This window comes from Saccharothrix saharensis (genome assembly GCF_006716745.1).
In the GTDB taxonomy this organism is placed as follows: Bacteria; Actinomycetota; Actinomycetes; order Mycobacteriales; family Pseudonocardiaceae; genus Actinosynnema; species Actinosynnema saharense.
The window spans coordinates 3,519,504-3,544,650 of sequence record NZ_VFPP01000001.1 but is presented as its reverse complement, the minus strand read 5'-3'; the positions used below and the strand labels follow the sequence as shown (position 1 = coordinate 3,544,650).

Here is a 25,147-nt window from a genome sequence, read left to right as displayed (position 1 = left end):
ACCCCGTTCACCTCACCCGGAGGTTCCTCCGCCATGCCGCGCTCCAACGCGCGGCGAGCTCTTGTCGTCCGCGGGCTGCTGGCCCTCGGCGTGCTCGTCGCGTCCACGTTCACCCTGCTCACCGTCCAACCGCGCCTCGGGCTCGACCTGCGCGGCGGCACCCGGATCGTGCTCGAGACCCCGTCCGAAGCCACCTCCGACGCCACCGACCGGGCGATGGAGGTGCTGCGCCGCCGCGTCGACGAGCTCGGCGTGGCCGAACCCGTGCTGGCCCGGTCCGGCGATCACCGCATCGTCGTGGAACTGCCCGGCGTGCAGGACCCGACCGAGGCCATCGAGGTGCTCGGCCGCACGGCCCAACTGCGCGTGCAGCCGGTGACCGGGCTCGGCGACGTGCCCACACCGACAGGTGACGCGGTCGCCCTGGGCGAGGTCGTGATGACCGGCGAGGGCATCGAGGACGCCCGCGCCACGCCCAACTCGCAGGGCGTCGGCTACCTGGTCGGCGTCGACTTCCAGGGTGACGCACCGCGGGCGTGGCAGCGGGTGACCGCCGAGGCCGCGTGCTCGCCACCGGGCGACCCGAAGCGGCGGGTGGCGTTCGTGCTGGACGGCCAGGTCGTGTCCGCGCCGCAGGTGGACCCGTCGGTGGTGTGCGGCACCGGCATGATCGGCGGCAGCACGTCGATCACCGGGCAGTTCAGCCAGGCCGAGGCCGAGGAGCTGGCGCTGGTGATCCGGTCCGGTGCGCTGCCCGTGCCCGTCGAGGTGGTGGAGCAGCGGACCGTCGGGCCCACGCTCGGCGCCGAGGCGATCGAGGCCAGCGCCCGTGCGGCGATCATCGGCGTCGCGCTGACCGGGCTGTTCCTGGTGTTCGCGTACCGGCTCGCCGGGCTCGTGGCCGTGCTGGCGCTGGCCGGCTACGCGGCTCTGGCGTACGCCGCGATGCTGGCGATCGGGGCGACGTTCACGTTGCCCGGCTTGGCGGGGTTCGTGCTGGCCATCGGCATGGCGGTGGACGCGAACGTGCTGGTGTTCGAGCGGTCCCGGGAGGAGTACGCGCGCCGCAAGCGCTTGCCCCGGTCCGTGGACCAGGGGTTCCGCGGCGCGCTGAGCGCGGTCGCGGACTCGAACGTGACCACGCTGCTGGCCGCAGGGCTGCTGTTCTGGCTGGCCACCGGGCCCGTGAAGGGTTTCGGCGTCACCCTGTCGATCGGTGTGCTGGCGTCGTTGTTCAGCGCGTTGGTGCTCAGCCGGGTGCTGTTGCGGTTGGTGATGCCTTTGCTGGAACGGCGGCCGACGTGGAGCGGGCTGCACTCGCTGGGACGGGTGCGCACGTGGCTCACCACACGCGGGATCGCGCTGTACCGGCGACCGCGGCGGTGGCTGCTCGCCGCCGGCCTGGTGCTGCTGGCGGCCGTCGGCGGCCTGGTCGTGCGCGGGTTGGAGCTGGGGGTCGAGTTCACCGGCGGGCGGATGCTGGAGTTCACCGCGTCCTCCGTCGACACGAGCCGGGTGCGGGCGGAACTGGCATCCGCCGGGTTCGGCGACGCGGTCGTGGCGACCTCCGGCTCCGACGGCATCTCGGTGCGCACCGGTCCCATCGACTCGGCCGCCGCCGTGCGGCTGGGTGAGGCCGTCGACCGCGCGACCGGCGGCGCGGAACAGGTCAGCAACGAGCTGATCGGGCCGAGCCTCGGCTCCGAGCTGCGGCGCAACGCGTTGATCGCGCTGGCAATCGCCGTCGCCGCGCAGCTCGTCTACCTGGCGGTGCGGTTCGACTGGCGGCTCGGCGTGGCCACCGTGGTCGCCCTGGTCACCGACGTGGTCGTGCTCGTCGGCGCGTTCGCGTGGCTGGGCAAGACGGCCGACGCGGTGTTCCTGGCCGCGCTGCTCACCGTGATCGGGTACTCGGTGAACGACTCGGTGGTGGTGTTCGACCGGGTGCGCGAGCTGAAGCGGACCAAGGCGCCGTTCCCCGACGTGATGAGTTCCGCGGTGCTGCAAACCCTGCCGCGCACGGTGAACACCGGCATCGGCGTGCTGTTCGTGCTGGCCGCGCTGCTGGTGCTCGGTGACGGCTCGCTGGCCGACTTCTCCACCGCGCTGCTGGTCGGGCTGGTCGCCGGCACGGCCTCGACCGTCGTGACGGCGGCGCCGGCGGCGATCGTGCTGGAGCGCCGGTAAGCGCGGGCCACGCGCTGCTCGTCGTTGGGGCGTTCCCGGCCGCCGCCGTCCGGATCGAACTGCCGACCATCCCGCTGTTCATGGTGGCGGGCATCCTGTTCGGACCCATCACGCCCGGTCCGTCGCTTGTGGACGACCCCGGCGAGCCGGCCCGCGGTCGCGCGCCGGGGCCGCCGGGTGGTGACCGGTCTGTTCCGCTCGGCGGACGACGAGCTGCTGGTCGTGGCTCCTGCCGAAACGCCTGTTCTTGTAGCAAGGTGTCCCCATGACCGGATTCGCCTCGTACCAGAACGAGATCTACCTGCAAGGCCTCGCGGGCAACGTCCCGCCGTTCACCACCGACCCCGAAGCGCTGGAGGCGTCCGCCCGGGAACGGCTCGGGCCCGGGCCGTTCTGGTACGTGGCGGGCGCGGCCGGTGGGGGTGCGACGGCGCGGGCGAACCGGGAGGCGTTCGACGACTGGCGGATCGTGCCGCGGATGCTCACCAACGCCACCGAGCGGCACCTGCGGACCTCCGTGCTGGGTACCGACATGCCCGCGCCGGTGCTGCTCGCGCCGGTCGGCGTGCAGTCGATCCTGCACCCGGACGGCGAGCTGGCAACGGCACGGGCGGCGGCCGAGTTGGGGGTGCCGTTCGTGCTGTCCACGGCGTCGTCGCACACGATCGAGGAGGTCGCGGAGGCTGCCGGTGACGCCGCCCGCTGGTTCCAGCTCTACTGGCCCAACGACCCGGACGTGGCGGTGAGCATCCTCGGCCGGGCGCGTGAAGCCGGGTACCGGGTGCTCGTCGTCACGCTCGACACGTGGACGCTCGCCTGGCGGCCGCACGACCTCGACCAGTCCTACCTGCCGTTCCTGCGCGGCGTCGGCACGGCGATCCCGTTCTCCGACCCGGCGTTCCGGGCCGGGCTCGCCGCGTCACCCGAGGACGACCTGCCGATGGCGATCCTGCGGTGGGTGCAGCTGTTCACCGGCACCGACAAGTCGTGGGACCAGTTGTCGTTCCTGCGCGAGCACTGGGACGGTCCGATCGTGCTCAAGGGCATCCAGCACCCCGACGACGCGCGCAAGGCGGTCGACGCGGGCGTGCAGGGCATCGTCGTGTCCAACCACGGCGGACGGCAGGTGGACGGCGCGGTCGCGTCGCTGGAGGTGCTGCCGGAGATCGCCGACGCCGTGGGTGAGCAGGTCGAGGTGCTGTTCGACTCCGGCATCCGCAGCGGCGCGGACATCGTCAAGGCGCTGGCGCTGGGCGCGAAGGCCGTGCTCGTCGGCCGCCCGTTCGCCTACGGATTGGCGCACGGCGGCCAGGTCGGTGTCCGGCACGTGCTGCGGAGCCTGCTCGCCGACTTCGACCTGACCCTGGGCCTGTCCGGGCACCGCAGCCCGGCCGAGCTCAGCCGCGAGGTGCTGCGTCGGCGCTGAGCTGCCGCACCCGGTTCTGCAAGGTGGTGAAGTCGGCCGGCTGCACGGTGATCCACGGGGTGCCGTCGCGGCCGGGCGTCTTCGCCGACAGGTAACGACCGGTGATCGTGTCGAAGTACGTCAACGGCGCGGCGCACCGCTGCTTGCGGCCGAACCGGTCCCGGCGCGCGGCGTAGAGCTGGCCGCCGCCGGTGCGCTGCTCGGCCAGCAGCCTGCGAACCTGCTGCACCTCGGCGACGTGCGCCCCGGTCGGCCTGCTGGCCTGCAGGAACGACCCGCCGTCCTCGTCCGGACGGGGCTGGCGCGGCTTGTCGTCCAACGCGTCGGCGGGCAGCGAGACCACGCCGCCGCGTCCCGGCTTCACCTCCGGCAGCGCGGACACCAGCGACTGCACCACGTCCTCGACCCGCACGGGTTCCAGCACGAAGTGCTTGTCCGCCCGCAGCACCACGCGCAGCGCGTCGTCCCCCGACTGCACGACCAGGGCGGTGCGCGTCTCGTCCCCACCCTGGTTGAAGAACGCGTAGTACTCGGCGCTCGCGTTCGCGATCAGGCGCAACGACCGGCCCAGGTCGGCGTGCACCTGCCGGCCGCGGGCGAGGCCGAGCCGTTCCAACTCGGCCCACCCGCGGCGCGCGAGGTCGGCCAGGACCGTGACGTCACCCTCGGCGAGCTGGTCATCGTCGAAGTCGACCTGCGCCAGCAGCGCGTTGTGCAGCGTCGGCAGACCTTCGGCCTGCCAGGCGTTGTAGAGCGCGACGACCGGGATGGCGACCCTGGTACGCAGCACTTTCCCCCCTGTTCCCGCTATTCGCCGATGACCGGTGGGGCCACCATCGTGCCGTCGCCGAAGATGTCCTCGGTCTCCTGCAGGTAGGACGCGGACTTGTGCTCCTTGTCCTCGTCACCCCCACCGCGGGCGCCACCGGCACCCATGCCGGCCATGCCGGCCGCACCCGGAGCACCACGACCACCGGCCGCGCCACCGGGCCCGAACCCGCCCGCACCACCCGGCCCGAACCCACCTCGGCCCTCGCCGTGGCCCAACGCGCCGGACGCGCCGCCGGGGCCGAAGCCACCCGGCCCCATGCCGCCGACGCCCATGCCACCGGGTCCGCCCATACCGGGGATGCGCCCACCGCCGAACCCACCGGCGCCACCGCCACCCCCGCGACCGCCGCCGCCACCGGGCATGCCGGGCGGCGTCCCCGGCACCCGGTTGCGCGGGTTGTTGGGGTTGTTGGGGTGGTTGGGGTTGCGGGGGTCGTTCGGGTTGCGCGGGTCGTACGGCAACCTCGGGTCATAGGGCAACCGCGGGTCGTACGGCAGGCGGTCCTTCGGCAGCTCCGGCGGCCGGTAGCCGATGTCGGGCTTGGGCCCGTTGGGATCGGGCTGCACCCACGACGGCCTGGTCGTGTTGTCGGTCGTGCCGGGCGGCGGGATCGTCGGCTCGGTCCACGACGGCTTGGTCGTCCCCGTGCCGTTGCGATCACCGCTACCGTCGCCGTCACCCGTCCCGTCACCGTCACCGGTGCCGTCGTCCTTGCCCGGCTTGGGCGGCGGGATGACGATCTTCTCCTTCTCGACGTCCGCCCCGATCTCGTCGGGTGACTGGAACGTCGGCATCCCGGCGCCCGCCGTGTTCGCCGCTTCGCCGTAGCTGCTGAGCACGGCGACGTTGTGCGAGTTGACCTGCTGGCTCTCCTCGACCGCGTCGTCGTAGTCGGTGTTCCACGGGATCGCGTCGTTGTACCAGGGCTTGTCGGGCACGTCGACGGGCTTTTGCAGGCTGTCCTTGGCCTGCCGGAAGGCCCGACTGATTTCCGCGGTGTTGTCGCTCGCGGTCAGGGCACTGCTGCTCGCCGCGTCGGACCAACTGGCCAGCGGCGTGGTGGCGGATCGCGCCCGATCACCGGCCGCGCCTTCCCACGCCGCGCCGGAAGCCCGGACCGCCTGGTTGATCAGGTCGCTGACCTCGGTCTGGCCGTTGGAGATGGTGCCCCACGTCTCGAGGCCGGAGTCCGTGGTCTGCTCGGGCCCCTTGCCGTCGTGGAACCAGCCGTAGATCTTCTCCGCGCCCATGCCCATCTGAAGGAGCACGAAGCCCCCCAGGTCCATGTCCACATCGCCGGCCATGTCCCTACCCCTTCAGGTTCCCGACAATCGTCTCCGCTATGGCGCCGGAGACCGAGCACGGGTTCTTGTACTCGGGCAGCTTCTCGTCGTTCACGATGCTCTGGACGAGGAAGCCCTGGCCGTCGGCCACCCCGACGCCGGTGGTGCAGGACCCGCTCTTGAGGTCGGTCTTGCTCGCGTTGAAGCCCGGGTAGCCCGCGACCTGGATCTCCTCGAACTCGGCGTAGTCGTCGCGGTTCTCGTAGTAGCCCGCGATGCCGTCGGTGTTCTCCAGGATCGTGGCGCTGAAGCTGGTGCCGAGGACCCGGTCCTGCGGCCGCCACTGGCACGTTTCGCCGGCGGCGTCGGTGGTGACCTCGCCGGGCTTGGTGACGTCGTGGGAGGCCAACTGGTCGGCCTTGAGGAGTTCGCACGCGCCGGACTTGGACAGGTCCAGCTCCGGCCCGCTGATGGGGGGCATCCCGTTGCCGTCCGGGGCGGAGGACCGAGTGGTGGTCGAGCCGCCCATGGTCGTCGCGGCGGGGCCGGGGGTGCCCCCGGTCGACGTGCAGCCCGCGACGATCGCGACCAGGGACAGAACTGCCAGAACTGCTCGCCTCACGACTACTTCCCCTCGCCCTTGAAGGCGTCGGCGGTTGCTTCGTCTTGGCCCTTGTAGTTCTCCAGGGCCGCTTGGATGTTCAGGATGGTGTTGGTGAGGGCCTTGTAGGCCTCCTTGTTCGCCCACACGTACCCGCCCGGCTCGCCGCCTGCGGATCGGCGGATGGCCAACGTGGCGAAACCGCTGTACGGGTCCTTGCCGGGTGACTGGACGCCCGCGAGCCGCTCGGCCTGCAGCACCAGTCCCTGCAGTTTGTCACGAGCCTCGATCAAGCCGTCGATCAGCTTCTGCGCCTGCTGCGGGTCGACGGTGAACCGGGTCTGGCTCGCCACCAGCCCCGAACCCGCTGGTCCCGCCGCCACGGTGTCGGCGATGAAGCCGATCTGCTTGGCGCCCCCGCCGCCCCCGGCGTCCAACATCGTCGTGCTCCCCTCACACGCTGAACTGCCCGAAGCGATGATGGCACAGGGTCTTGGCCCCATCGGGACTATCGCCGCAGTTACTCCTACCGGGGGATGGACGGCCGATTCGTTCAAGACGCAGCAAGGCGGACAGGCCTACCGTCGGGGCATGATCGAAGCGGCACGTTCCTTCATCCGGCTCAACGCGCGCGTCCTGGAGCAGCGGCGGTTCGGTTACCTGTTCGACGGTGGGCCGGCCGACGCGGTGGTGGCGGCGGTGGCGGCGTATCGCAACGACGACGGCGGGTTCGGGCACGCGTTGGAGCCCGACGGGCGGGGGCCGGAGAGCCAGCCGTTGCACACCTACACCGCGTTGTCGCTGCTCGAAGAGGCGGGCAGCACCGAGTACGCGCGGGAGGCCTGCGACTTCCTGGCCACGATCACGAACGCGGACGGCGGGGTGCCGAACTGCCTGGACACCGGGCGGGCGGACCTGCGGGCGCCGTGGTGGCAGCCGTCGGGCGACAGCGACCTGCTGGTCACGGGGCTGCTGGCAGGAGTCCTGCACAAGATGGGCGTCGAGCACGGCTGGCTGGACGGCGCGACGGACTTCTGCCGGCGGCGCATCACCGACCTCACGAAGTCGCACCCGTACGAGGTTAACGCCAGCGCCCGGTTCCTCGACCACGTGCCCGACCGGCCGTGGGCGGAACGGGAGGCGGCGCGGTTGGGCGCGTTGGTGCGCGAGCAGGGCCTGGTCGACCTGGGGGGCGGCAAGGCGCACGAGGGGTACGCGGAGGGGGAGACGCACAAGCCGCACCACTACGCGCCGACGCCGGACAGCCTGGCCCGCGAGTGGTTCACCGACGCGGAGATCGACGCGGACCTGGACGCGGTGGCGGCGGCGCAGCAGGACGACGGCGGGTGGACGTTCCCGTGGGCCTCGTGGACGCCGGTGACGACCTACGAGTGGCGGCCCATTGTCACCATCACGGCGTTGCTGGCGCTGCGCGCCTACGGCCGGATCAGCTGACCCAGCGGCACGCCCGCCAGCTCGCGCACCTCGCGCGACAGGTGCGCCTGGTCGGCGTACCCGGTGCGGTGGGCGATGTCGGCGAACGGCACGCCCCGCCACGCCAGCTTGACCGCGCGGTCGAACCGCAGCACGCGGTGCAGCACCTTGGGGCCGTAGCCGAACGCGGCCAGGCTGCGCCGGTGCAGCTGGCGGCTGCTGAGCCCCAGCGACCAGGCCAGATCGCCGACGCTGCCCGAGGACGACGCGATGACGCCCACCACGGGGTCCGGCGGCGTCTCCCGCAACCGGGCCAGGGCGGCGGACGCCAACACCGAGCACGGGTCCGCCGCCGCGCCGAGGGCGTCCTCCAGGCGAGCCGACGGTCCCCACAGCTCCGACAGCGGAACGCGCTGGTCACGCAGCTCCACCGCGGGCACGCCGAACGCCGGGGGCCCCACGCCGGGACCGAACCGGACGCCGAACAGCTCGCCCGGCCTCGACCGCGTCACGTGCCCGACCGTGTCCGGCCCGGCCACGAACACCTCACCCGTGCCCGCCGAGTAGATGATGTCGGTGCACCCGTCCGGCACGACCCGCCCCACGGCGGTCGACGACGTGGTCCGGCGCCACACGCAGGCCAGACCGGGGAACGGGCGTTCCGCGTACACGCCCACCGATGGTAGTGGCGGGCCGCGCAGGAGGAGGCACGCGCGGCCCGCCACGAGCACTCACGTGCCGAACCGGATCCAGTTCAGGCTCACGTACGGCGAGGGCTGGCCGCTGGTGAACGTCACGTAGACGTCGTGCGTGCCGGTGACACCCGAGATGTTCGCCGGCACCGTGCGCCAGCTCTGCCACCCGCCGGTGTTGGCGATGGCGAAGCTGCCGATGGGTGCCGCGGTCGGGCTGTCCAGTCGCACCTCGACCAGGCCGCTGGCCCCGCCGGACGCCCCGGACGCGGCCCGTGCGACGAACTGGGTGGCCGTGCGCGAGCCGAACCGGACGCCGGAGAACCGCAGCGAGTTGCCGTTGCGCAGCTGCGCCACGGTCTGGCCGCCGTCACCGGCTTCGAGGTAGCCGCCGGACCGCGAGGTGGCCTGCTCGGCCTGGACGTCGGCGAACGCGTCCCAGCCGCTGCCGCCGGGCTGCGTGGTGGTCGTGGTCGTGGGCTGCGTGCCGCCGCCGGTGGACCACACCGCGACGTAGTCGACCACCATCGAGTGACCGGACTGGGTGGCCGAGGTCGGCGTGCCGAAGCCCGCCACGCCGTTGGGGAACGCGCCGCCCATGGCCAGGTTCAGCAGCAGGAAGTAACCGGCGTGGCCGGTCATGTTGTTCCACGTGGTCGCGTCGAGCTGGGCCTGCGTGACGCTGTGGAACTGCTGCCCGTCCACGTACCAGCGCAGCGCCTTGGCGCCGTCGTCCCACTCGAACCGGTAGGTGTGGAACGCCGACTGGCACGTCGAGCCGGGGCACGCGCGGCTCGCGCCGAGGCCGTTGGTCTCGTTGCACGGCCCGCCGGGGTTGACGCCGCAGTGCAGCACGCCCCACACGGAGTTGATGCCGTTGACGTTCTCCATGATGTCGAACTCGCCGATGGCGGGCCAGTTCCAGTAGTTGCCGCGGTAGGGCGAGCCCAGCGCCCAGAACGCGGGCCAGTAGCCGAGCGCGGCCTGGCCGGTGACGTTGGGCATCTGGATGCGGCCCTCGATGGCGAGCTTGCCGCCCGCGGGCGGCTTGAAGTTCGACCGCTGGGTCTCGATGCGGGCGGACGTCCAGTTGCCCGAGCCGTCGCGCAGCGCGGTGATGCGCAGGTTGCCCGCGCCGTCCAGCTTGATGTTGTTCGTGCTGTTGGTGTAGTTCTGGATCTCGCCGGTGCCCCAGTTGCCCGGGCCGCCGGGGTAGCCGTGGCCGAGGTCGAAGATCCAGTTCGAGGACGACGGCAGGGTGTTCGCCGCGCCGGTGAAGTCGTCGCTCCACTGCAGGGTCCAGCCCGACGGGGTGGACGGTACCGAGGCGTCGGCCGACATCGTGGCGACGACCGCCAACGGCACGGCGGTGATCAGTGCGGCAGCGGTCGCGAGGGCGCGTCGTCGTCTGCTCGGGCTGAACTCCATGAGCGGTGACCTCCTTGTCACTGTCCTCCAGCGTTCGGCACGACAACACATTGCCGTGCAATCATGAGAGCGCTCTCACCAAGATCGTTCAAGCGACCGAACGGCGCAAAGCGGCTATTTCGCGTCCGCGTAGGAGTCCACCGGCACGGCCTTGAGCGGGAACCGGACCGGTGTCGCGCCGAACACCAGGCGGGACGCCTCCGCGCCCGCCGCGGTCACCTCGGCGCACACCACCTCGGCCAACTCCGCCGGGCAGTGCACCAGCACCTCGTCGTGCTGGAAGAACACCAGGTGCGCGCCCCGCGCCGACTCGTGCAGCCGCCGCCGCAGCACGCCCAGCAACGCCGCCGTCCAGTCCGCCGCGCTGGCCTGCACCACGAAGTTGCGGGTGAACCGGCCCCAGTCCCGTGCCGCCCGCCGCGACCGGCGCACCGCGTCCTCGCCGTCGTCCGCGCTGCCGGTCACCTCGCGCCACGCCTGCGACGGCGGCGGGCTCGTGCGGCCCAACCGCGAGCGCACCATCCGTCCTTGCTCACCCGCCAGCGCGGCGGCTTCCACGTACCCGACGGCTTCGGGGAAGCGGCGGCGCAGCACGGCCATCGCGGGACCGGCGTTGCCGCCCGTGCCGCCGTACATCGCCGACAGCATGGCGAGCTTCGCCTTGCCCCGGTCGCCGTCGAACGCCTCCTCGGCCAACGTGGTGTAGAGGTCGTCGTCCGACGACACCTCGGTGAACTTGTGGTCGTTCGCCAGCGCCGCCAGCACCCGCGGCTCCAGCTGCGCCGCGTCGGCCGCGACCAGCTTCCAGCCAGGGTCGGCCCGCACCGCCGTGCGCAGCGTGCGCGGGATCTGCAACGCCGCCCCACCCCGCGTGGCCCACCGCCCGGACACCACGCCGCCCACCACGTAGTCCGGCCGGAACCGGCCGTCGGCGACCCAGGCGTCCAGCCACGTCCAGCCGTGCGCCACCCACAGCCGGGCCAGTTCCTTGTACTCCAGCAGCGGCGCCACGGCCGGGTGGTCGATCCCCTTGAGCACCCAGGCGCGGGCGGACGGCACGTCGATGCCCTCCCGGGCGAACGCGCGCACGATGCCCGGCGGGTGGTCGGGGTTGACCTGCTTGCCGCCGAACGCCGCCGTGATCCGGTCGGCCAGCTCGGCCAGCCTGGCGGGGCGCGCGCCGCCGGCCGGCCGCGGGCCCAGCGTGTCCACCAGCAGCTCCTCGTGCACGTCCGCCCGCCAGGGCAGGCCGAAGTGGGTCATCTCGGCGGCGGCCAACGCGCTGGCGGACTCGGCCGCGAACAGCAGCCGCAGCCGGTCGGCGTGGGGGAGCGTGGCGGCCAGCCGCTGCTGCTCGGCGTGCACCCCGACCACCGCGTCGAGCGGGTCGGCGTCGCCGGGCAGCCGCTGTTGTTCGGGCTCGAACAGCGTCGGCTGAGCGTCCCGCTTGCGCGGCCCCTGGTCCTCCGGCACGGGCAGCCCGCGCAGCCGGGCGACGGCCGCGCCCAGGCCACGCGGCTCGGCGTGCCGACCCTGGTAGGCGAGCAGCAGGTACTCGACGTGCGCCAGGTCCTGGCACCGCTCGACCCGCACCCCGCGCGCCAGCAGGTCGGGGTAGACCTCCGCGGTCTCCGCCCACAGCCACCGGGGCCGGTGCCGGTCCTCCAGTTCGGACACCGCGGCGGCCAGGTCCGCCGTCCGCCGCACGGGTCCTTCGGGCACCCCGGCGTCGGAGAGCACGCGGAGCCGACCCGCGTTCCCGCCTTCCGGCACCAGCGCGATGAGCATGCCTCCGATTGTGCAAGGCACCCCCGACAATCCCGGTGGCCGGCGGTCACCCGATCGTGGCCGAGGGCGGGGAGCAGGATGTGGCCGGTGGACCGCACCCTGTCGCCCGGTGAGCTGCTGGACCCGCGGTACGAGGTGGTGCCGTTCCACGGGCGCGTGGACGAGCTGGCCGAGCTGGCGCGGTGGTGGGACGACGGGTCGCGGTGCTCGGTGCTCCTGCTGCACGGCCCGGCGGGCGTCGGCAAGACGCGCCTCGCGCGGCACTTCCAAGCGGGCTCCGGCGTCGTGGTCGTGGACGACGCCGACCTCGTCACCGGTCTTGACCTGCACGAACCGCGCGTGCTGCTGATCGCCCGGACCCCGGGCTGGTGGTGGTCGGCCGTGCGTCAACGCGCCACGCGCCAGGGCTACCGCACCGACGACCTCGCCGTCACGCCGTGCCCGGACGAGCACGAGACGTCCTTCGCGACCGCGTGCGCCCACTTCGCGTACGCGCTGGGCCTCACCCTCCCGACCGCCGCCGCGCCCGACGTGGCGACGTTGCACGAGCTGCACCTGGCCGCGCTCGCGGAGGTGTGCGCCACACCGGCCCACTGGCTGGTCACCACCGACCCGGCGCCCGGCCGGCTCGCCGAGGACGCCCTGGCCGTGGCGCTGCTGGACGACCGGATCAGCCCCGACCGCACCCCGGACGCCCTGCAGACCCTGCTGCGCGCCGCCGCACGCCTGCCGCACGTGCGCCGCCGTGCCGAAGAGCTGTTCACCGCGCACCCGGAACTCGCCGACCGCGCCGCGGTCGCCGCGCTGCGGATCCTGGCCGAGTGGCCGGCGACCGCCGGTGCCGTCGCGCGCCGGGTCTTCGACGACCCCCGCTGCCACGGCGACCCGCTGCCCGCCATCCTCACCCGGACCCTCGCCGAGCAGGCCTCGACCAGGCTCGAACGGGCCGAGCTGCACGGCCTGCTGGCCGCCCGCGCGGCCCTGGCGTCACTGCACGAGGAAGCCCTGGCCGCGGCCCGGCACGAAGTCGCCCTCTACCGGCAACTGGCCGCGGAGGACCCGGACGAGCACCGCCCCGCGCTCGCGAACGCCCTGAGGGACCTGGGCTTGCGGCTCGTCGCCGCGCACCGGCCCGAGGACGCCCTGGCCGCGTCACGGGAGGCCGTGGCGCTGTGCCGGGTCGTCGCCGTCGAGGACCGCGACGCCACGTCACGCCTGGCCGACGCGCTCGACCAGCTCAGCCGCCGCTACGCCGCGCTGGGCCGCCGGACCGAGGCGTTGGTCGCGGTGGACGAGGCCGCCGAGCTCTACCGCGGCCTCGCCCGGGCCCACCCGGAGCTGTTCCGGGTGGACCTGGACGAGGTGACGCGCAGGCGCAGCGCGCTAGCCCGTGGTGATCAGTGAGCGGAGGAAGAACGCCACGTTCGCCGGGCGCTCGGCCAGCCGCCGCATGAAGTAGCCGTACCACTCGTCGCCGTACGGGACGTAGACGCGCATGCGGTTGCCGGCGGCCGCGATGCGGCGCTGCTCGTCGGGCCGGATGCCGTAGAGCATCTGGTACTCGTAGGTGTCGGGCGAGCGGTCCTTCGCCAGTTGGTCCGCGATCGCGATGAGCCGCGGGTCGTGCGAGGCGACCATCGGGTAGCCCTCGCCCGCCATCAGCACCTTCAGGCACCGCACGTACGACCGGTCGACCTCGGTCTTGTCCTGGAACGCCACCGCGGCGGGCTCCTGGTACGCGCCCTTGCACAACCGCACGCGCGACCCGGCGTGCGCGAGGTCCCGGCAGTCCTGCTCGGTCCGCTTCAGGTACGCCTGGAGCACCGCGCCCACCCACGGGAAGTCCACCCGCAGCTCGCGCAGGATGCCCAGCGTCGAGTCGGTCGTGGTGTGGTCCTCCATGTCGAGGGTGACGGTGGTGCCGACCGCGCCCGCCGCCGCGCAGATGCGCCGGGCGTTCTCCAAGGCGATCTTCTCGCCGTCCACCGGCAGGAACTGGCCCACCGCGGACAGCTTCACCGACACCTCGGCCCGCTCGGTGTGCCCGGCGAGCTCGAGCAGGCGCAGCAGGTCCAGGTACGCCTCGGCGGTGGCCGCGGCCTGCGCCGCGTCCCGGGTGTCCTCGCCGAGGTGGTCGAGGGTGACGTACCGGCCGTCGGCCAGCACCTCGCCGGTGGTGGCGACGGCCGCGGCCACGTCGTCGCCGGAGATGAACCGCTTGACCACCGGCCGGGTCAGCGGCGTGCGTTCGACCAGCTCGCGGATGGCCCCGGAGCGCGAGGCGGCGAGCAGCGCGGTGCGGAGCATGATCACCCCTGGTGCGGGTAGCGGTAGGAGGTCGGAGCCGCGAACGTCTCCTTGATCGACCGGGGGCTGACCCAGCGCAGCAGGTTGTGCACCGAGCCGGCCTTGTCGTTGGTGCCCGACGCCCGACCGCCGCCGAACGGCTGCTGGCCGACGACCGCGCCGGTCGGCTTGTCGTTGACGTAGAAGTTGCCCGCGGCGAACCGCAGCTCCCGCTGCGCGTGCGCGATCGCGGCCCGGTCCTGCGCGATGATCGCGCCGGTCAGGGCGTACGGCGCGGCGCCCTCCATCTGCTTGAGCACGGTGTCGTAGTCGGAGTCCTCGAACACGTGCACCGCCAGCACCGGCCCGAAGTACTCGGTGGTGAACACCTCGTGCTCGGGGTCGGTGCCCAGCAGCACGGTCGGCCGCACGAAGAAGCCCTCGGAGTCGTCGGCGGTGCCACCGGCCACGACCTCCAGGTGGTCGTCGCCGCGCGCGGCGTCCAGCACGCCCGACAGCTTGTCGAACGAGCGCCGGTCGATGACCGCGCCCATGAAGTTCGACAGGTCCGTGACGTCGCCCATGGTCAGCGACTCGACGTCGGCCAGGAAGTCGTCCTTCATCCGGTTCCACACCGAGCGCGGGACGTACGCGCGGGACGCGGCCGAGCACTTCTGGCCCTGGTACTCGAACGCGCCGCGGACCAGGGCGGTGCGCAGCACGTCCACGTCGGCGGACGGGTGCGCGAGCACGAAGTCCTTGCCGCCGGTCTCGCCGACGATCCGCGGGTAGGAGCGGTAGTTCGCGATGTTCGCGCCCACCTGGCCCCACAGGTGCTGGAACGTGCGGGTGGAGCCGGTGAAGTGGATGCCCGCGAGGTCCGGGTCGGCCAGCGCCACCTCGGACACGGCCAGCCCGTCACCGGGCAGCAGGTTGATCACGCCGGGCGGCATGCCGGCCTCTTCGAGCAGCCGCATGGTCAGGTGCGCGGCGAAGCTCTGCGTCGGCGACGGCTTCCACAGCACCACGTTGCCCATCAGGGCGGGCGCGGTGGGCAGGTTGCCCGCGATGGCGGTGAAGTTGAACGGCGTGATCGCGTAGACGAAGCCCTCCAACGGGCGGTGGTCCGTGCGGTTCCACACGCCGGGGGAGGACTGGGGCTGCTCGGCGAGGAGCTGCCGGCCGAACGAGACGTTGAAGCGCCAGAAGTCGATCAGCTCGCACGCGGCGTCGATCTCGGCCTGGACGGCGGTCTTCGACTGGCCGAGCATGGTGGCCGCGTTGAGCGTGGCCCGCCACTTGGTCGCGAGCAGGTCGGCGGCGCGCAGCAGGATCGCGGCGCGGTCGTCGTAGGACATCGCGCGCCACGCGGGCGCGGCCTGCTTCGCGGCGGCGATGGCGTCCCGCGTGTCCTGCTGGGTGGCGCCGTGCAGGGTGCCGAGCACGGCGCGGTGGTTGTGCGGCTGCACGACGTCGAAGCGCTCGCCGCCGCCGACCCGCTGCTCACCGCCGATGGTGAGGGTCAGCTCGGCGGGCTCCTTGGCCAGCTCGGCCAGCTTCGCCTGCAACTGCGCCCGTTCCGGGGTGCCGGGGGCGTAGCTCAGGACGGGCTCGTTCACCGGTGCGGGGACCGCGGTCACGGCATCCACAAGCAGCTCCTTCGCCACAGGGTTGGGGTTGACCCAACGGTAGGACTTCCAACCCTGCGTCCCGTTGTCCGCCCGTCTAGGCTTGGCCACCCGTCGTTGTGGAACTGGACAAAGATGAGCCTGCGGCAGGTCCTGATCGCGCTCGGTGATCCGCTGGTCGAGGTGCAGGTCGCGCCGCGCGGGCTGGAGGGCGACGTCCTCGACGTGGTCATCCTCGACCCCGACGACACGCCCGACGTGCGGCCCGGCGACCTCGGGTTGGTCGTGGGCGCGCGTGGCCGTGCCGCGGCACCGCTGGTCAGGGCGGCCGGCGCGGGGGGAGCGGTGGCGGTGGCGGTCAAGGTCGACACGCCGTCGCCGGTGCTGCGGCAGGCGGCGGCGGACGCGGGCGTGGCGCTGCTGGCCGTGCGGCCCGAGGTCCGCTGGGAACACCTCGAAGCGCTCGCCCGGGGGGTCGTGCACAACGCCCGCGTGACGGCCGACGCGGGCGTGGGCGAGGTGCTCGGCGACCTGTTCGGCCTGGCCCAGACCATCGCGTCGCTGACCGGCGGCATCGTCAGCATCGAGGACACCGCGAGCCGCGTGCTGGCCTACTCCCGCTCGACCGACGAGGTGGACGAGCTGCGCCGGCTCTCCATCCTGGGCCGCCAGGGGCCGGAGCCCTACCTGAAGATGCTCCGCGAGTGGGGTGTCTACCAGCGGCTGCGCTCCGGCGAGGAGGTCGTCCGCATCGACGAGCGCCCCGAGCTGGGCATCCGCCGCCGCATCGCGGTGGGCATCCACGCGGGCACGCAGCCGCTGGGCACGATCTGGGTGCAGGAGGGCGGCACGCCGCTGGCCGAGCAGGCCGAACGGGCGCTGCTCGGCGCGGCCCGCGTCACGGCCCTGCACCTGGTCCAGCAGCGGGAGCCGGCCGCCGCGTTCCGGGAGAACCTGCTCGCGTCCCTGCTCGACGGCCGGATGGACGCCGGGGCGATCGCCGAGCAGATCGGCGCCGACCCGGACAAGCCCGCCGCCGTCGTGGTCTTCGCGCTGCGCGGGCAGGAGCACGCCGACCGCACCGAGCACGAGCTGCGCCGTGCCGAGATGACCAGCCTGATCTCCGTGCACGCCGCCTCCTACCGGCGCAGCGCGCTGGTCAGCCAGCAGAGCGGGCGCACGTACGCGCTGCTCACGGACCTGCCGGCGAAGGCGCCGCTGCTGACGTTGACCAGGGAGATCGTGGCCGCCGCGCGCAAGCACATGGGCCTGCGGGTGCAGGGCGCGATCGGCTCCACCGTGCCCACCGTGAACGAGGTGATGATCTCCCGGGCCGAGGCGGACCGCGTGCTCGACGCGATGTCGCGCGACCTCGACGCCGACGTGGCGACCCTGGAGGACGTGCGGTCGCGGGTGTTGATCAGCGAAACGCTCGCCCTGCTGGCCGAGCACCCGCGCATCCGGGATCCGCGGCTCGCCCGGCTCGATGGGGAACTGGCCCGTTCCCTTTTGGCGTACCTCGACGAATTCGGTGATGTGAAAAGCGCGGCGGCGAAGTTGCACGTGCACCCGAACACGCTGCGATACCGCGTCCGACGTGCGGCGGAGGTCGGCGGATTCGATCTGGACGACCCGCTGCTCCGGTTGTTCGCGCAGTTGCAACTCAGGCTGGGCTGAACCGGTGGCCGCGCGCGCCGTACCCTCCGGGAGTGAGCACCCAAGCCCGCGGCAGCGACTTCGCTGAATTGTCCAGGCTGGTCAAGCAGCAGGGTCTGCTGGACCGGCGCATCGGTTTCTACATCACGTTCCTGGTCGGCGTGCTCGCCGCGTTCGGCCTCACCGGGGTTTCCATGGTGCTGATCGGCGACTCGTGGTGGCAGCTCGTGCCGGCCGCCGTGCTGGGCGTCGTCTTCACGCAGATCGCCTTCCTCGGGCACGACGCGGGCCACCGGCAGGTGTTCGCCGACCACAAGACCAACCAGACCATGGGCCTGCTGCTGGGCAACCTGCTCATCGGCGTCGGCTACGGCTGGTGGATGGGCAAGCACACCCGGCACCACGCCAACCCCAACCACGAGGACGAGGACCCGGACGTCGACATCGCCGTGCTCGCGTTCAGCGCCGAGCAGGCCGAGCGCAAGCGCGGCTTCTTCCGCTGGGTCGTCAAGCACCAGGCGTGGTTGTTCTTCCCGCTGCTGCTGCTCGAAGGCTTCAGCCTGCACGTCATCAGCGCCGCCGCCGCGGTCCGCCGGGAGGTCAAGGGCTGGAAGCTGGAGCTGGTGCTGATGGCCGTGCACGTCGTGGTCTACCTGGGCGCGGTGTTCCTGCTGATGTCCCCGCTCAAGGCCGTCGTGTTCATCGCCGTGCACCAGGGCGTGTTCGGCGTCTACATGGGCATCTCGTTCGCGCCCAACCACAAGGGCATGCCGGTGCTGCAGGCGGGCCACCAGCTCGACTTCCTGCGCAAGCAGGTGCTGACCTCCCGCAACGTCACCGGCGGCTGGTTCACCGACTTCCTGCTCGGTGGCCTGAACTACCAGATCGAGCACCACCTGTTCCCGAGCATGCCGCGGCCGCACCTGCGCCGCGCGCAGGCGCTGGTCCGCGACTTCTGCCTGCGGCACTCGGTGTCCTACGCCGAGTGCGGCCTGTTCACCTCGTACGGCTTCGTGCTGAAGTACCTGCACGAGGCGGGAGCTGAACTGCGCGGTACAGGAAAGCTCGCTCCAGCAGGGTCCAGGTAGTCGTCGTCACCAGGTAGACGCCGGCCGCCAGCGGCAGCACGGCGGCGATCAGCACCGTCCCGAACGGCAGGAGCCGCAGCAGCCCGGCGAACGGCGGCTGCGGCCCGCCGGTGCGGCGCGCCACGGCCGCCTGCCACCGCGAGGTGGCGAACGCGACCCCGGTGAGCACGGCGAACAGCGCCGCGAACACCGGCGTGTGCGCCCACACCCCGAACCAGTGCGTGCCCAGCGGCACGCCCAGCAGCGTGCCGTCCAGCAGCGGGTTCGGGGTGGTGACCAGCCGGTACATCACCATGAAGAACGGCACCTGCACGAGCGCGGGCAGGCACCCGGCCAGCATGGACGTGCCGCGGGACCGGTAGAGCTCCAGCGTCTTCTCCTGGAGCTTCACCCGGTCCTTGCCGTACTTCTCGGACAGCTTGCGGACCTCGGGCGCCAACGCGGCGCGGGCCTTCTCGCCGCGCACGGCGGCACGGCTGAGCGGGTGCACGAGCAGCCGCACGGCGGCGGTGAAGGCGACGATGGCCAACGCGGGCGTGGCGAACGCGGCCAGGGCTGAGCCCAGGGCGTGGAACAAGGGTGAACTCCGTCCTCAGAGCAAGGGGAACTGCGGGCCTCGGGTGCTAGAGGCCCAATCCCGGAGCTCGAGGACGGGGACGGCCCGCCGCGTCGGGGTCGCGCAGCCGCAGGAACGCGGCGCGCAGGGACTTCTCGCGGATCGACAGCGACCGCACCCACGCGGGCGCGGCCCGCACCACCGGCGCGGCGGTGAGCAGCAGCACGACCAGGGCCACGGCCGTCACGGCGGCCAGGACCTCGGTGGGTGTGCTGAGCAGGGTGAGGGCGTAGACGGCCAGGAGGCACAACGCGGCCAGGTCAACCCACAGCAGGCGCAGCCTGGTCATGTCCTCACCTCCCCTCAGTCCACCTTACCCACGAGGGCGGGCCGCGCGGGGTGGTCGTAGCGCACCGTCACGTCGGCGCGCGGCTCGTAGGAGGCGTACGCGGGCAGCGTCCACCGCCACTCGTCGGGCATCTGCCGGTCCAGCGCTCCCGGCGACAGCCACAGGTGCGCGGTCAGCTCGGCGGGCAGCCACTTGTCGAGCAGCACCGTGCCGTCGACCAGCAGCACGCCGCCCGCGCCGAGCGCCACGTAGTCGGCCCGGTGCGCCCGGTCCGTCGCCGCGTTCCACAGCGCCGGCAGCACCCGCCCCGACCCGCCGGGGTCCAGCGGCTCCAGCACCTCGCGCAGCAACCCGCCGACGTCCAGCCACGAGTCGCGGAACGAGTCGGGGTCCTCGTGCCCGTACTCCAGCCGCACGGACGCGGGCCGCAGGAAGTCCCACGCCGACACCCGCAGCACCGGGCGTCCCAGCGCGCGCAGCGGCTCCACCAGGGTGTCCGCCAGCTCGCCCGGCCTGGTCGGCAGCGCGCCGTCGACCAGCACCCGGGCCCACGTCGTGCGCGGCAGCGCGTCGATCCGCCCGACCAGCTCGTCCACGAGGGTCTGCGGGGAGAGGGGCACGACCTTCACGGCAGCGGGTGGTCCTCCCAGCCGGCGGGCAGTGCCGGCACCGGCCAGCCCGGGTCGGGTTCCCACGACCCCCACGCCGGGTCCCACCACGTGCGGCCGTCGGTCAGCATGGCCTCGACCTCCTTCGCGGTGCGCCGGATGCCCTCGGCCTCGGCGGCGTCGTACTTGCCGTCGGCGACCATCTCCTCGAACTCGTCGCGGTCCAGCTCCTGCCAGTCGCCGTCGACCGGCGCCCAGAAGTCCAGCGCGTGGTCGAGGGTGTCGAAGCCGTGGGCGGTGCGGCGGAACGGCGCCTGGAGGTTGAGGTAGAAGCCCGCGAACCGGCGCTGCTCGCCCTGCCAGTACAGGTCGACCGAGTAGGCGTCGCCGGGGCGGTGCAGCTGGAGCTTGCCCAGGCCGGTCCAGCGGGTGCGGCCCAGCTCCCGCCAGTGGTGGGTGCGCGGGTGCGGGTGGAAGCCGAACTCCGTGCCCGGCGCGGTGTAGACGACGAGCAGGTCCGGCCCGTCCCGGACGACCCGGGTCGGGGTGACCACCCACGGCTCGCCGTGCAGCACCTCGCGCCGCAACGCCACGTCCCCCGGCCGGAAGTACCCCATGTCGATCAGGCTAGATGAGCGCCCGCCGCAGCCGGGTCGCCGCCACCTCGCGGCGCGGGTCGGTCCGCGGCAGCAGCAGGACCAGGCGTTCCAGCACCGTCGCGTCGTGCGCCACCAGGCCGAACGCCCACAGCGCCTCCACGTCGCCCCGGTCCAGCACGCCCCGGCGCAGCGCCGCGACCAGGTCCTCACGCTCCTCGCACACCACCGGCGCCTCGGACCGGGGGAGCAGCTCGCCCCGGTACGCCGCTGCGGCCGTGCCCACGTCACCGGCCCGCAGGGCGTCCCGCACCGCCAGGAAGTCACCGCGCACGTCCGCCGACAGCCGGTACGGCCTGGTCAGCAGCACCTCGCCCAACTGGGCGCGCAGCCGGTGCAGCTCGGCCCGCACGGTGGTCGGGTTGCCGCGCTCGCCGTACAGGTGCAGCGCCAACTGCTCGGCCGTGAGCCCGCGCGGGTGCAGCGCCAGCGCCGTCAGCAGCTCCGCGTGCCGCAGCGACAGCGGCAGCGCCCGCCCGTCGACCGAGCCCTTCACGTCGCCCAGGAACCGCAGCGAGAGCACGGGTCGCCGGGTCCGGTGCCGCGGCACCCGCAGCAGGTAGCCCTCGTCCAACCGCTCCAGGACCGCGTCCCGCCCGTCGGCCAGCCGCACGCCGTCGCCGCTCACGTCCACGCGGGCGGTCAGCAGGCCGTGCGGCTCGGCGGCCAGCACCCGGCCGCTCGGGCTGAGCAGGGCGCCCGGCTCGCCGCGCAGGCCGATCAGGTGCCGCATGTTCAGCGACCGCAGCCGCTCGTCGCGGGCCGCCAGCCGCTCCTGCAACCGGCCTTCCGCCAACCGGGCCGCGGCCGACACCAGCGCCACGAGCGCCGGGTGCGTGCTGGTCAACGGCCCGCTGACGTCGACCACGCCGATCGTGCGGCCGGTGTCCGGGTCGCGCACCGGGCTCGCCGCGCACGTCCAGCCGTGGTAGGTCCGCACCAGGTGCTCGGCGGAGTGCACGGTCACCGGCGCGCCCACCGCGAGCGCCGTGCCCATCGCGTTCGTGCCGATCGCGTCCTCGGCCCAGCACGCGCCCTCGGTCAGCCGCACCCGTTCGGCCGGGCGGCGCACCGAGTTCGCGCCCTCGCACCACAGGATCGTGCCGTCCGCGTCGGTGACCAGCATGACGTGCTGCGCCTCGTCGGCGATCCCGACGAGCGTCTCGCGCAGCACCGGCAGCGCGGCCGCGAGCGGGTGCGCGCGACGCCGGTCGACCACCTCGTCCGGGGCGAGCACCACGGGCGCCTCGTGCCGGTCGGGGTCGACCCGCGCGGCCAGCGACCGCCGCCACGACTCGACGATCAGCTCACGCGCACCGCGCGCCCGACCACCGCCCAGCACCGCCTCGCGCGCGTGCGCGAGCCGTCGCGGGTCCGGTTGCATGGGCGCCTCCCGGACCAGGATGACGCTCCCGCGCCGATCGCGGCAAGCGAAACGCTGATCCGTTCGGGTGCAACGCGACTGCAACGTTGTGCGGCCGACGCTGCACCCCGCACGACCGACGCGAGGGGAGCGGGGAGATGGCGAGGTACGCGGCGCCGGGCGCGCGGGGGAGCGTGGTGTCCTACCGCGACCGGTACGACCACTTCATCGGCGGCGAGTACGTGCCGCCCGCCAAGGGCGGCTACTTCACCGACCCGACCCCGGTCACCGGCGAGGTGTTCACGGAGGTCGCCCGGGGCACCGCCGAGGACGTCGAACGGGCGTTGGACGCGGCGCACGGCGCGGCCCGCCGCTGGGCCCGCACGTCCCCCGCCGAGCGGGCCACCGTGCTCGACGAGGTCGCCGACCGGATCGAGGACCACCTCGAAGCCCTCGCCGTCGCCGAGACCTGGGAGAGCGGCAAGCCGGTGCGTGAGGTGCTGACCACCGACCTGCCGCTGGCGGTGGACTGCTTCCGCGGCTTCGCGGGCGCGGTCCGGGCCCAGGAGGGCGGCATCACGCAGATCCGCGACGACCTGGTGGCCTACCGCTTCCCGCAGCCGCTGGGCGTGGTCGGCCGGCTCGTGCCGTGGAACTTCCCGCTGCTCATGGCCGCGTGGCAGCTCGCACCGGCGCTGGCGGCGGGCAACGCGGTGGTGCTCAAGCCCGCCGAGCAGACCCCGGCGTCGATCCACGTGCTGGTGGGCCTGGTCGCCGACCTGCTGCCGCCCGGCGTGGTGAACGTGGTCAACGGCTTCGGCGCGGAGGCGGGCATGCTGCTGGCCGCGAGCCACCGGGTGGCGCGGACCCCGGTCGCGCCCAAGCCGGGCGGCAAGAGCGCGATCGTGTTCTTCGCCGACGTGGCCGCGCGGCGGGACGCGTTCTACGACAAGGCGCTGGAGGGCTTCACCGCGTTCGCCCTCAACCAGGGCGAGGGCTCCACGTGCCCGTCCCGCGGCCTGGTCCAGAGCCCGATCTACGACGAGTTCCTCGCCGACGCCACCGAGCGGACCGAGGCGGTCAAGCAGGGCCACCCGCTCGACACGGGGACCGTGATCGGCGCGCAGACCAGCCGCGAGCAGCTCGACAAGGTCCTCGCCTACCTGGAGATGGGCCGGCGCGAGGGTGCGCGGGTGGCGTGCGGCGGTGAACGCGCCGACCTCGGCGGCGAGCTGTCGGGCGGGTACTACGTCACGCCGACGATCCTCGAAGGCGACCACAAGATGCGGGTCTTCCAGGAAGAGGTCTTCGGCCCGGTGGTGTCGGTGACCCGGTTCGACGACTTCGACGACGCGGTGAAGACCGTCAACGACACGCCGTGCGGCGTCGGCGCGGGCGTGTGGTCGCGCGACGGCGGCCTGGCCTACCGCGCGGGCCGCGAGATCCAGGCGTCCCGGGTGTGGGTGAACAACCACCACGCCTACCCGCGCTCGGGCGTCGGCCGGGAGGACCACCGCGTCGTGCTCGACCACTACCAGCAGACCAAGAGCATGCTGGTCGGCTTCTGAGCGGGAAGGGGGAGCCGGTGCCACGGCTCCCCCTTCCACCCGTCACTTCTTCCAGGGCACCTGCGGGGACGCGTAGTAGTTCACGCCCATCACGTCCCACCGGTCGGCCTGCGCCGCCAGCCGGACCTTGAACTTCTCCCAGTCGTGCGTCGACCACGGCGACCAACCCAGCTCGGCGATCGCGGGCAGCCGCGGGAACGCCAGGAACTCCAGGTCGGCGGAGTCGGTGACGGTCTCGCTCCACAGCGGCGCCTCGACCCCGCGCACCGCCTCGGCCGGCAGGCCCTCGATGTACGCGCCGGGGTTCCAGTCGTACGCGTCCTGCACGTCGGTGTAGCCGGCCCAGCTCAGCCCGAGCTTGGTGTCCGCGTCGTACTTCATGTCCAGGTACGCCTTGGTGGCGGGCGACAGCACGATCTCGCTGCCCCGCTCGGCGGCCGCGACCATGTCCGGCGCGACCGTCTTCGTGCCCCAGAACTGCGGGACGGCCGACGCGGGCGGACCGGCCTTGACGAACTCGTGCCAGCCGGTCGCGGTCTTGCCGTGCTTGGCGACCAGCGGCAGCACCTTGTCCATGAACAGGTCGAAGTCCGGGTCGGTGGTGGCGTGCGCCTCGTCGCCGCCGATGTGCAGGTACTGGCCGGGGGTCAACGCGGCCACCTCGCGCAGCACGTCGTCCACGAACCTGTAGGTGATGTCCTTGTCGATGCACAGCGAGCTGAAACCGACCTCGATGCCGGTGTAGGGCGGCGGCGCGACGCCGTCGCAGTTCAGCTCCGGGTACGACGACAGCGCGGCGTTGGTGTGACCCGGCATGTCGATCTCCGGGATCACCGTGATGTGCCGCGCGGCGGCGTAGGCGACGAGGTCCTTGTACTGCTCCTGCGTGTAGAAGCCGCCGGGGCCGCCGCCGACCTCCGTGCTGCCGCCGTGCGCGGTGAGGTTGGGCCAGCTCTTGATCTCCAGTCGCCAGCCCTGGTCGTCGGTCAGGTGCAGGTGCAGCCGGTTGACCTTGTAGAGCGCGATCTGGTCGATGTACCGCTTGACCTCGTCGACCGAGAAGAAGTGCCGTGCCACGTCGAGCATCGCGCCCCGGTGGGCGTAGCGCGGGTAGTCCAGCACCCGGACGCCCGGCACGGTCCACGGGCCGCGCTGCTTCGTCTTCGCCTCCACCTTCGCGGGCAGGAGCTGGCGCAACGTCTGCACGCCCGCGAACAGGCCCGCGGCCGTCCGCGCCCGGACCAGCACGCCCCGCCCGGTCACGTCGAGCTGGTAGCCCTCCTCGCCGACGCGGGCGTCGGCGCCGACGAGCAGCAGCGAGATGTGCCGACCGGACGCGCCGGGCACGACCGGCAGCCGGTAGCCCGTGGACGGGCGCAGCACGCCCGCCAGGAACTCGCCGACCCGCTTGGCCGCGGGCGAGCCGGGTTGGGTGTGGATCCTGGTGTCCGCGCTGAGCGTGAACGTCACGCCCGGTCGCGGGGTGGCAGTGACGGGAGCGGGCACGATGTGCGGCAACGGCGTCTCCGGAGCTGCGTGGGCGGGAACCGCCGCGCCCACCGCGCCGACGAACAGCAGCGCGGCGAGCGCTCGACCGAACCCGCGCCGTCCGGCGCCTTCTGAGAGAAGCACTGACGTCCTCCTGGCCAGCGTGGATCACCGAGCGGCGGCTCCAGCCACCGTTTCAGCCGCACCAGGAGGTGTCAAGGTCCAGACCA

General features: G+C 73.0%; 22 protein-coding genes. 7 read left to right on the top strand and 15 right to left on the bottom strand.

Translation table 11 applies throughout. The features are described 5' to 3' along the window. The first annotated feature begins 33 nt into the window (after positions 1-33). A complete protein-coding gene (gene secD / locus FHX81_RS15045) occupies positions 34-2,187 on the top strand; it encodes a protein translocase subunit SecD (RefSeq protein WP_141978768.1) in 2,154 nt (717 codons plus the stop codon). A gap of 265 nt (positions 2,188-2,452) precedes the next feature. Beyond that, positions 2,453-3,613 (top strand): lactate 2-monooxygenase, encoded by a 1,161-nt coding sequence (locus FHX81_RS15035; protein ID WP_141978767.1) that lies wholly within the window; start codon positions 2,453-2,455, stop codon positions 3,611-3,613. On the opposite strand, the gene FHX81_RS15030 is transcribed toward FHX81_RS15035, so the two are convergent. The 4 genes from FHX81_RS15030 to FHX81_RS40520 are packed head-to-tail and all read right to left on the bottom strand — an operon-like array spanning position 3,585 to position 6,769. Next, positions 3,585-4,403 (bottom strand): ESX secretion-associated protein EspG, encoded by an 819-nt coding sequence (locus tag FHX81_RS15030; protein WP_170232056.1) that lies wholly within the window; start codon positions 4,401-4,403, stop codon positions 3,585-3,587. The genes FHX81_RS15035 and FHX81_RS15030 overlap by 29 nt on opposite strands. A gap of 17 nt (positions 4,404-4,420) precedes the next feature. Next, complete coding sequence (locus FHX81_RS15025; RefSeq protein ID WP_141978765.1) at positions 4,421-5,749, bottom strand: hypothetical protein; 1,329 nt, start codon at positions 5,747-5,749, stop codon at positions 4,421-4,423. A gap of 4 nt (positions 5,750-5,753) precedes the next feature. Continuing rightward, a complete protein-coding gene (locus tag FHX81_RS15020; RefSeq protein WP_170232055.1) occupies positions 5,754-6,350 on the bottom strand; it encodes a DUF3558 domain-containing protein in 597 nt (198 codons plus the stop codon). A gap of 2 nt (positions 6,351-6,352) precedes the next feature. Then, positions 6,353-6,769 (bottom strand): hypothetical protein, encoded by a 417-nt coding sequence (locus FHX81_RS40520; protein WP_170232054.1) that lies wholly within the window; start codon positions 6,767-6,769, stop codon positions 6,353-6,355. Positions 6,770-6,920: 151 nt separating this feature from the next. Between FHX81_RS40520 and FHX81_RS15015 the strand changes: the two genes are divergently transcribed. Next, positions 6,921-7,784 (top strand): hypothetical protein, encoded by an 864-nt coding sequence (locus FHX81_RS15015; RefSeq protein ID WP_141978763.1) that lies wholly within the window; start codon positions 6,921-6,923, stop codon positions 7,782-7,784. Here FHX81_RS15015 and FHX81_RS15010 read toward each other — a convergent pair. From FHX81_RS15010 to FHX81_RS15000, 3 genes are all read right to left on the bottom strand, one after another. Further along, on the bottom strand, positions 7,766-8,434 hold the full coding sequence (locus tag FHX81_RS15010; RefSeq protein ID WP_246107821.1) for a DUF6597 domain-containing transcriptional factor: 669 nt from the start codon (positions 8,432-8,434) through the stop codon (positions 7,766-7,768). The genes FHX81_RS15015 and FHX81_RS15010 overlap by 19 nt on opposite strands. Positions 8,435-8,494: 60 nt before the next feature. After that, entirely contained in the window at positions 8,495-9,883 is a 1,389-nt protein-coding gene (locus FHX81_RS15005; protein WP_141978761.1) for a carbohydrate-binding protein, read from the bottom strand. 114 nt (positions 9,884-9,997) lie between these two features. Next, on the bottom strand, positions 9,998-11,671 hold the full coding sequence (locus FHX81_RS15000; RefSeq protein ID WP_141978760.1) for a bifunctional 3'-5' exonuclease/DNA polymerase: 1,674 nt from the start codon (positions 11,669-11,671) through the stop codon (positions 9,998-10,000). Between the two features lie 87 nt (positions 11,672-11,758). On the opposite strand from FHX81_RS15000, the gene FHX81_RS14995 reads away from it, so the two are divergent. After that, positions 11,759-13,075, top strand: coding sequence for an ATP-binding protein (locus FHX81_RS14995; protein WP_141978759.1), 1,317 nt, complete (start codon positions 11,759-11,761; stop codon positions 13,073-13,075). Here the strand turns inward: FHX81_RS14995 and FHX81_RS14990 are convergent. Next, entirely contained in the window at positions 13,055-13,978 is a 924-nt protein-coding gene (locus tag FHX81_RS14990; protein ID WP_141978758.1) for a proline dehydrogenase family protein, read from the bottom strand. The two genes, FHX81_RS14995 and FHX81_RS14990, sit on opposite strands and share 21 nt — an antisense overlap. A 2-nt stretch (positions 13,979-13,980) precedes the next feature. Then, a complete protein-coding gene (pruA, locus tag FHX81_RS14985; RefSeq protein WP_141978757.1) occupies positions 13,981-15,606 on the bottom strand; it encodes an L-glutamate gamma-semialdehyde dehydrogenase in 1,626 nt (541 codons plus the stop codon). 114 nt (positions 15,607-15,720) lie between these two features. Between pruA and FHX81_RS14980 the strand changes: the two genes are divergently transcribed. Together FHX81_RS14980 and FHX81_RS14975 are read left to right on the top strand one after the other, a co-directional pair. After that, positions 15,721-17,262: a PucR family transcriptional regulator gene (locus FHX81_RS14980; protein WP_141978756.1), complete on the top strand. Its 1,542-nt coding sequence runs from the start codon at positions 15,721-15,723 to the stop codon at positions 17,260-17,262. A 32-nt stretch (positions 17,263-17,294) separates the two neighbouring features. Then, positions 17,295-18,329, top strand: a complete 1,035-nt coding sequence (locus tag FHX81_RS14975; protein ID WP_246107820.1) for a fatty acid desaturase family protein — start codon at positions 17,295-17,297, stop codon at positions 18,327-18,329. Here FHX81_RS14975 and FHX81_RS14970 read toward each other — a convergent pair. Genes FHX81_RS14970 through FHX81_RS14950 form a run of 5 tightly spaced genes read right to left on the bottom strand, consistent with a single transcriptional unit; the run spans position 18,238 to position 21,882 of the window. Beyond that, on the bottom strand, positions 18,238-18,906 hold the full coding sequence (locus tag FHX81_RS14970; RefSeq protein WP_141978755.1) for a YidC/Oxa1 family membrane protein insertase: 669 nt from the start codon (positions 18,904-18,906) through the stop codon (positions 18,238-18,240). The genes FHX81_RS14975 and FHX81_RS14970 overlap by 92 nt on opposite strands. A 46-nt stretch (positions 18,907-18,952) precedes the next feature. Continuing rightward, positions 18,953-19,234 (bottom strand): DUF6412 domain-containing protein, encoded by a 282-nt coding sequence (locus FHX81_RS14965; protein ID WP_141978754.1) that lies wholly within the window; start codon positions 19,232-19,234, stop codon positions 18,953-18,955. A gap of 14 nt (positions 19,235-19,248) precedes the next feature. Next, a complete protein-coding gene (locus FHX81_RS14960; protein WP_141978753.1) occupies positions 19,249-19,863 on the bottom strand; it encodes a nucleoside/nucleotide kinase family protein in 615 nt (204 codons plus the stop codon). Next, on the bottom strand, positions 19,860-20,459 hold the full coding sequence (locus FHX81_RS14955; protein WP_141978752.1) for a ribonuclease FAU-1 family protein: 600 nt from the start codon (positions 20,457-20,459) through the stop codon (positions 19,860-19,862). Before FHX81_RS14955 ends, FHX81_RS14960 begins: the two co-directional genes overlap by 4 nt. 10 nt (positions 20,460-20,469) lie before the next feature. Next, positions 20,470-21,882, bottom strand: coding sequence for a GAF domain-containing protein (locus tag FHX81_RS14950; protein WP_141978751.1), 1,413 nt, complete (start codon positions 21,880-21,882; stop codon positions 20,470-20,472). A 137-nt stretch (positions 21,883-22,019) separates the two neighbouring features. Here FHX81_RS14950 and FHX81_RS14945 point away from each other — a divergent pair, with 137 nt between their 5' ends. Continuing rightward, a complete protein-coding gene (locus tag FHX81_RS14945) occupies positions 22,020-23,429 on the top strand; it encodes an aldehyde dehydrogenase family protein (RefSeq protein WP_141978750.1) in 1,410 nt (469 codons plus the stop codon). 42 nt (positions 23,430-23,471) lie between these two features. Here the strand turns inward: FHX81_RS14945 and FHX81_RS14940 are convergent, their stop codons facing one another. Next, a complete protein-coding gene (locus FHX81_RS14940) occupies positions 23,472-25,061 on the bottom strand; it encodes a beta-N-acetylhexosaminidase (protein ID WP_141978749.1) in 1,590 nt (529 codons plus the stop codon). Positions 25,062-25,147: the final 86 nt, after the last annotated feature.

What these genes read in the sequence shown, in the direction of transcription:
- FHX81_RS14955 (WP_141978752.1), bottom strand. Translation starts at nt 20,459, where the DNA reads ATGGGGTACTTCCGGCCGGGGGACGTGGCGTTGCGGCGCGAGGTGCTG.
- FHX81_RS14945 (WP_141978750.1), top strand. Translation starts at nt 22,020, where the DNA reads ATGGCGAGGTACGCGGCGCCGGGCGCGCGGGGGAGCGTGGTGTCCTAC.
- FHX81_RS14980 (WP_141978756.1), top strand. Translation starts at nt 15,721, where the DNA reads ATGAGCCTGCGGCAGGTCCTGATCGCGCTCGGTGATCCGCTGGTCGAG.
- FHX81_RS15005 (WP_141978761.1), bottom strand. Translation starts at nt 9,883, where the DNA reads ATGGAGTTCAGCCCGAGCAGACGACGACGCGCCCTCGCGACCGCTGCC.
- FHX81_RS40520 (WP_170232054.1), bottom strand. Translation starts at nt 6,769, where the DNA reads ATGTTGGACGCCGGGGGCGGCGGGGGCGCCAAGCAGATCGGCTTCATC.
- secD (WP_141978768.1), top strand. Translation starts at nt 34, where the DNA reads ATGCCGCGCTCCAACGCGCGGCGAGCTCTTGTCGTCCGCGGGCTGCTG.
- FHX81_RS15025 (WP_141978765.1), bottom strand. Translation starts at nt 5,749, where the DNA reads ATGGCCGGCGATGTGGACATGGACCTGGGGGGCTTCGTGCTCCTTCAG.
- FHX81_RS15015 (WP_141978763.1), top strand. Translation starts at nt 6,921, where the DNA reads ATGATCGAAGCGGCACGTTCCTTCATCCGGCTCAACGCGCGCGTCCTG.
- FHX81_RS14990 (WP_141978758.1), bottom strand. Translation starts at nt 13,978, where the DNA reads ATGCTCCGCACCGCGCTGCTCGCCGCCTCGCGCTCCGGGGCCATCCGC.
- FHX81_RS14965 (WP_141978754.1), bottom strand. Translation starts at nt 19,234, where the DNA reads ATGACCAGGCTGCGCCTGCTGTGGGTTGACCTGGCCGCGTTGTGCCTC.
- FHX81_RS15035 (WP_141978767.1), top strand. Translation starts at nt 2,453, where the DNA reads ATGACCGGATTCGCCTCGTACCAGAACGAGATCTACCTGCAAGGCCTC.
- FHX81_RS15000 (WP_141978760.1), bottom strand. Translation starts at nt 11,671, where the DNA reads ATGCTCATCGCGCTGGTGCCGGAAGGCGGGAACGCGGGTCGGCTCCGC.
- FHX81_RS14950 (WP_141978751.1), bottom strand. Translation starts at nt 21,882, where the DNA reads ATGCAACCGGACCCGCGACGGCTCGCGCACGCGCGCGAGGCGGTGCTG.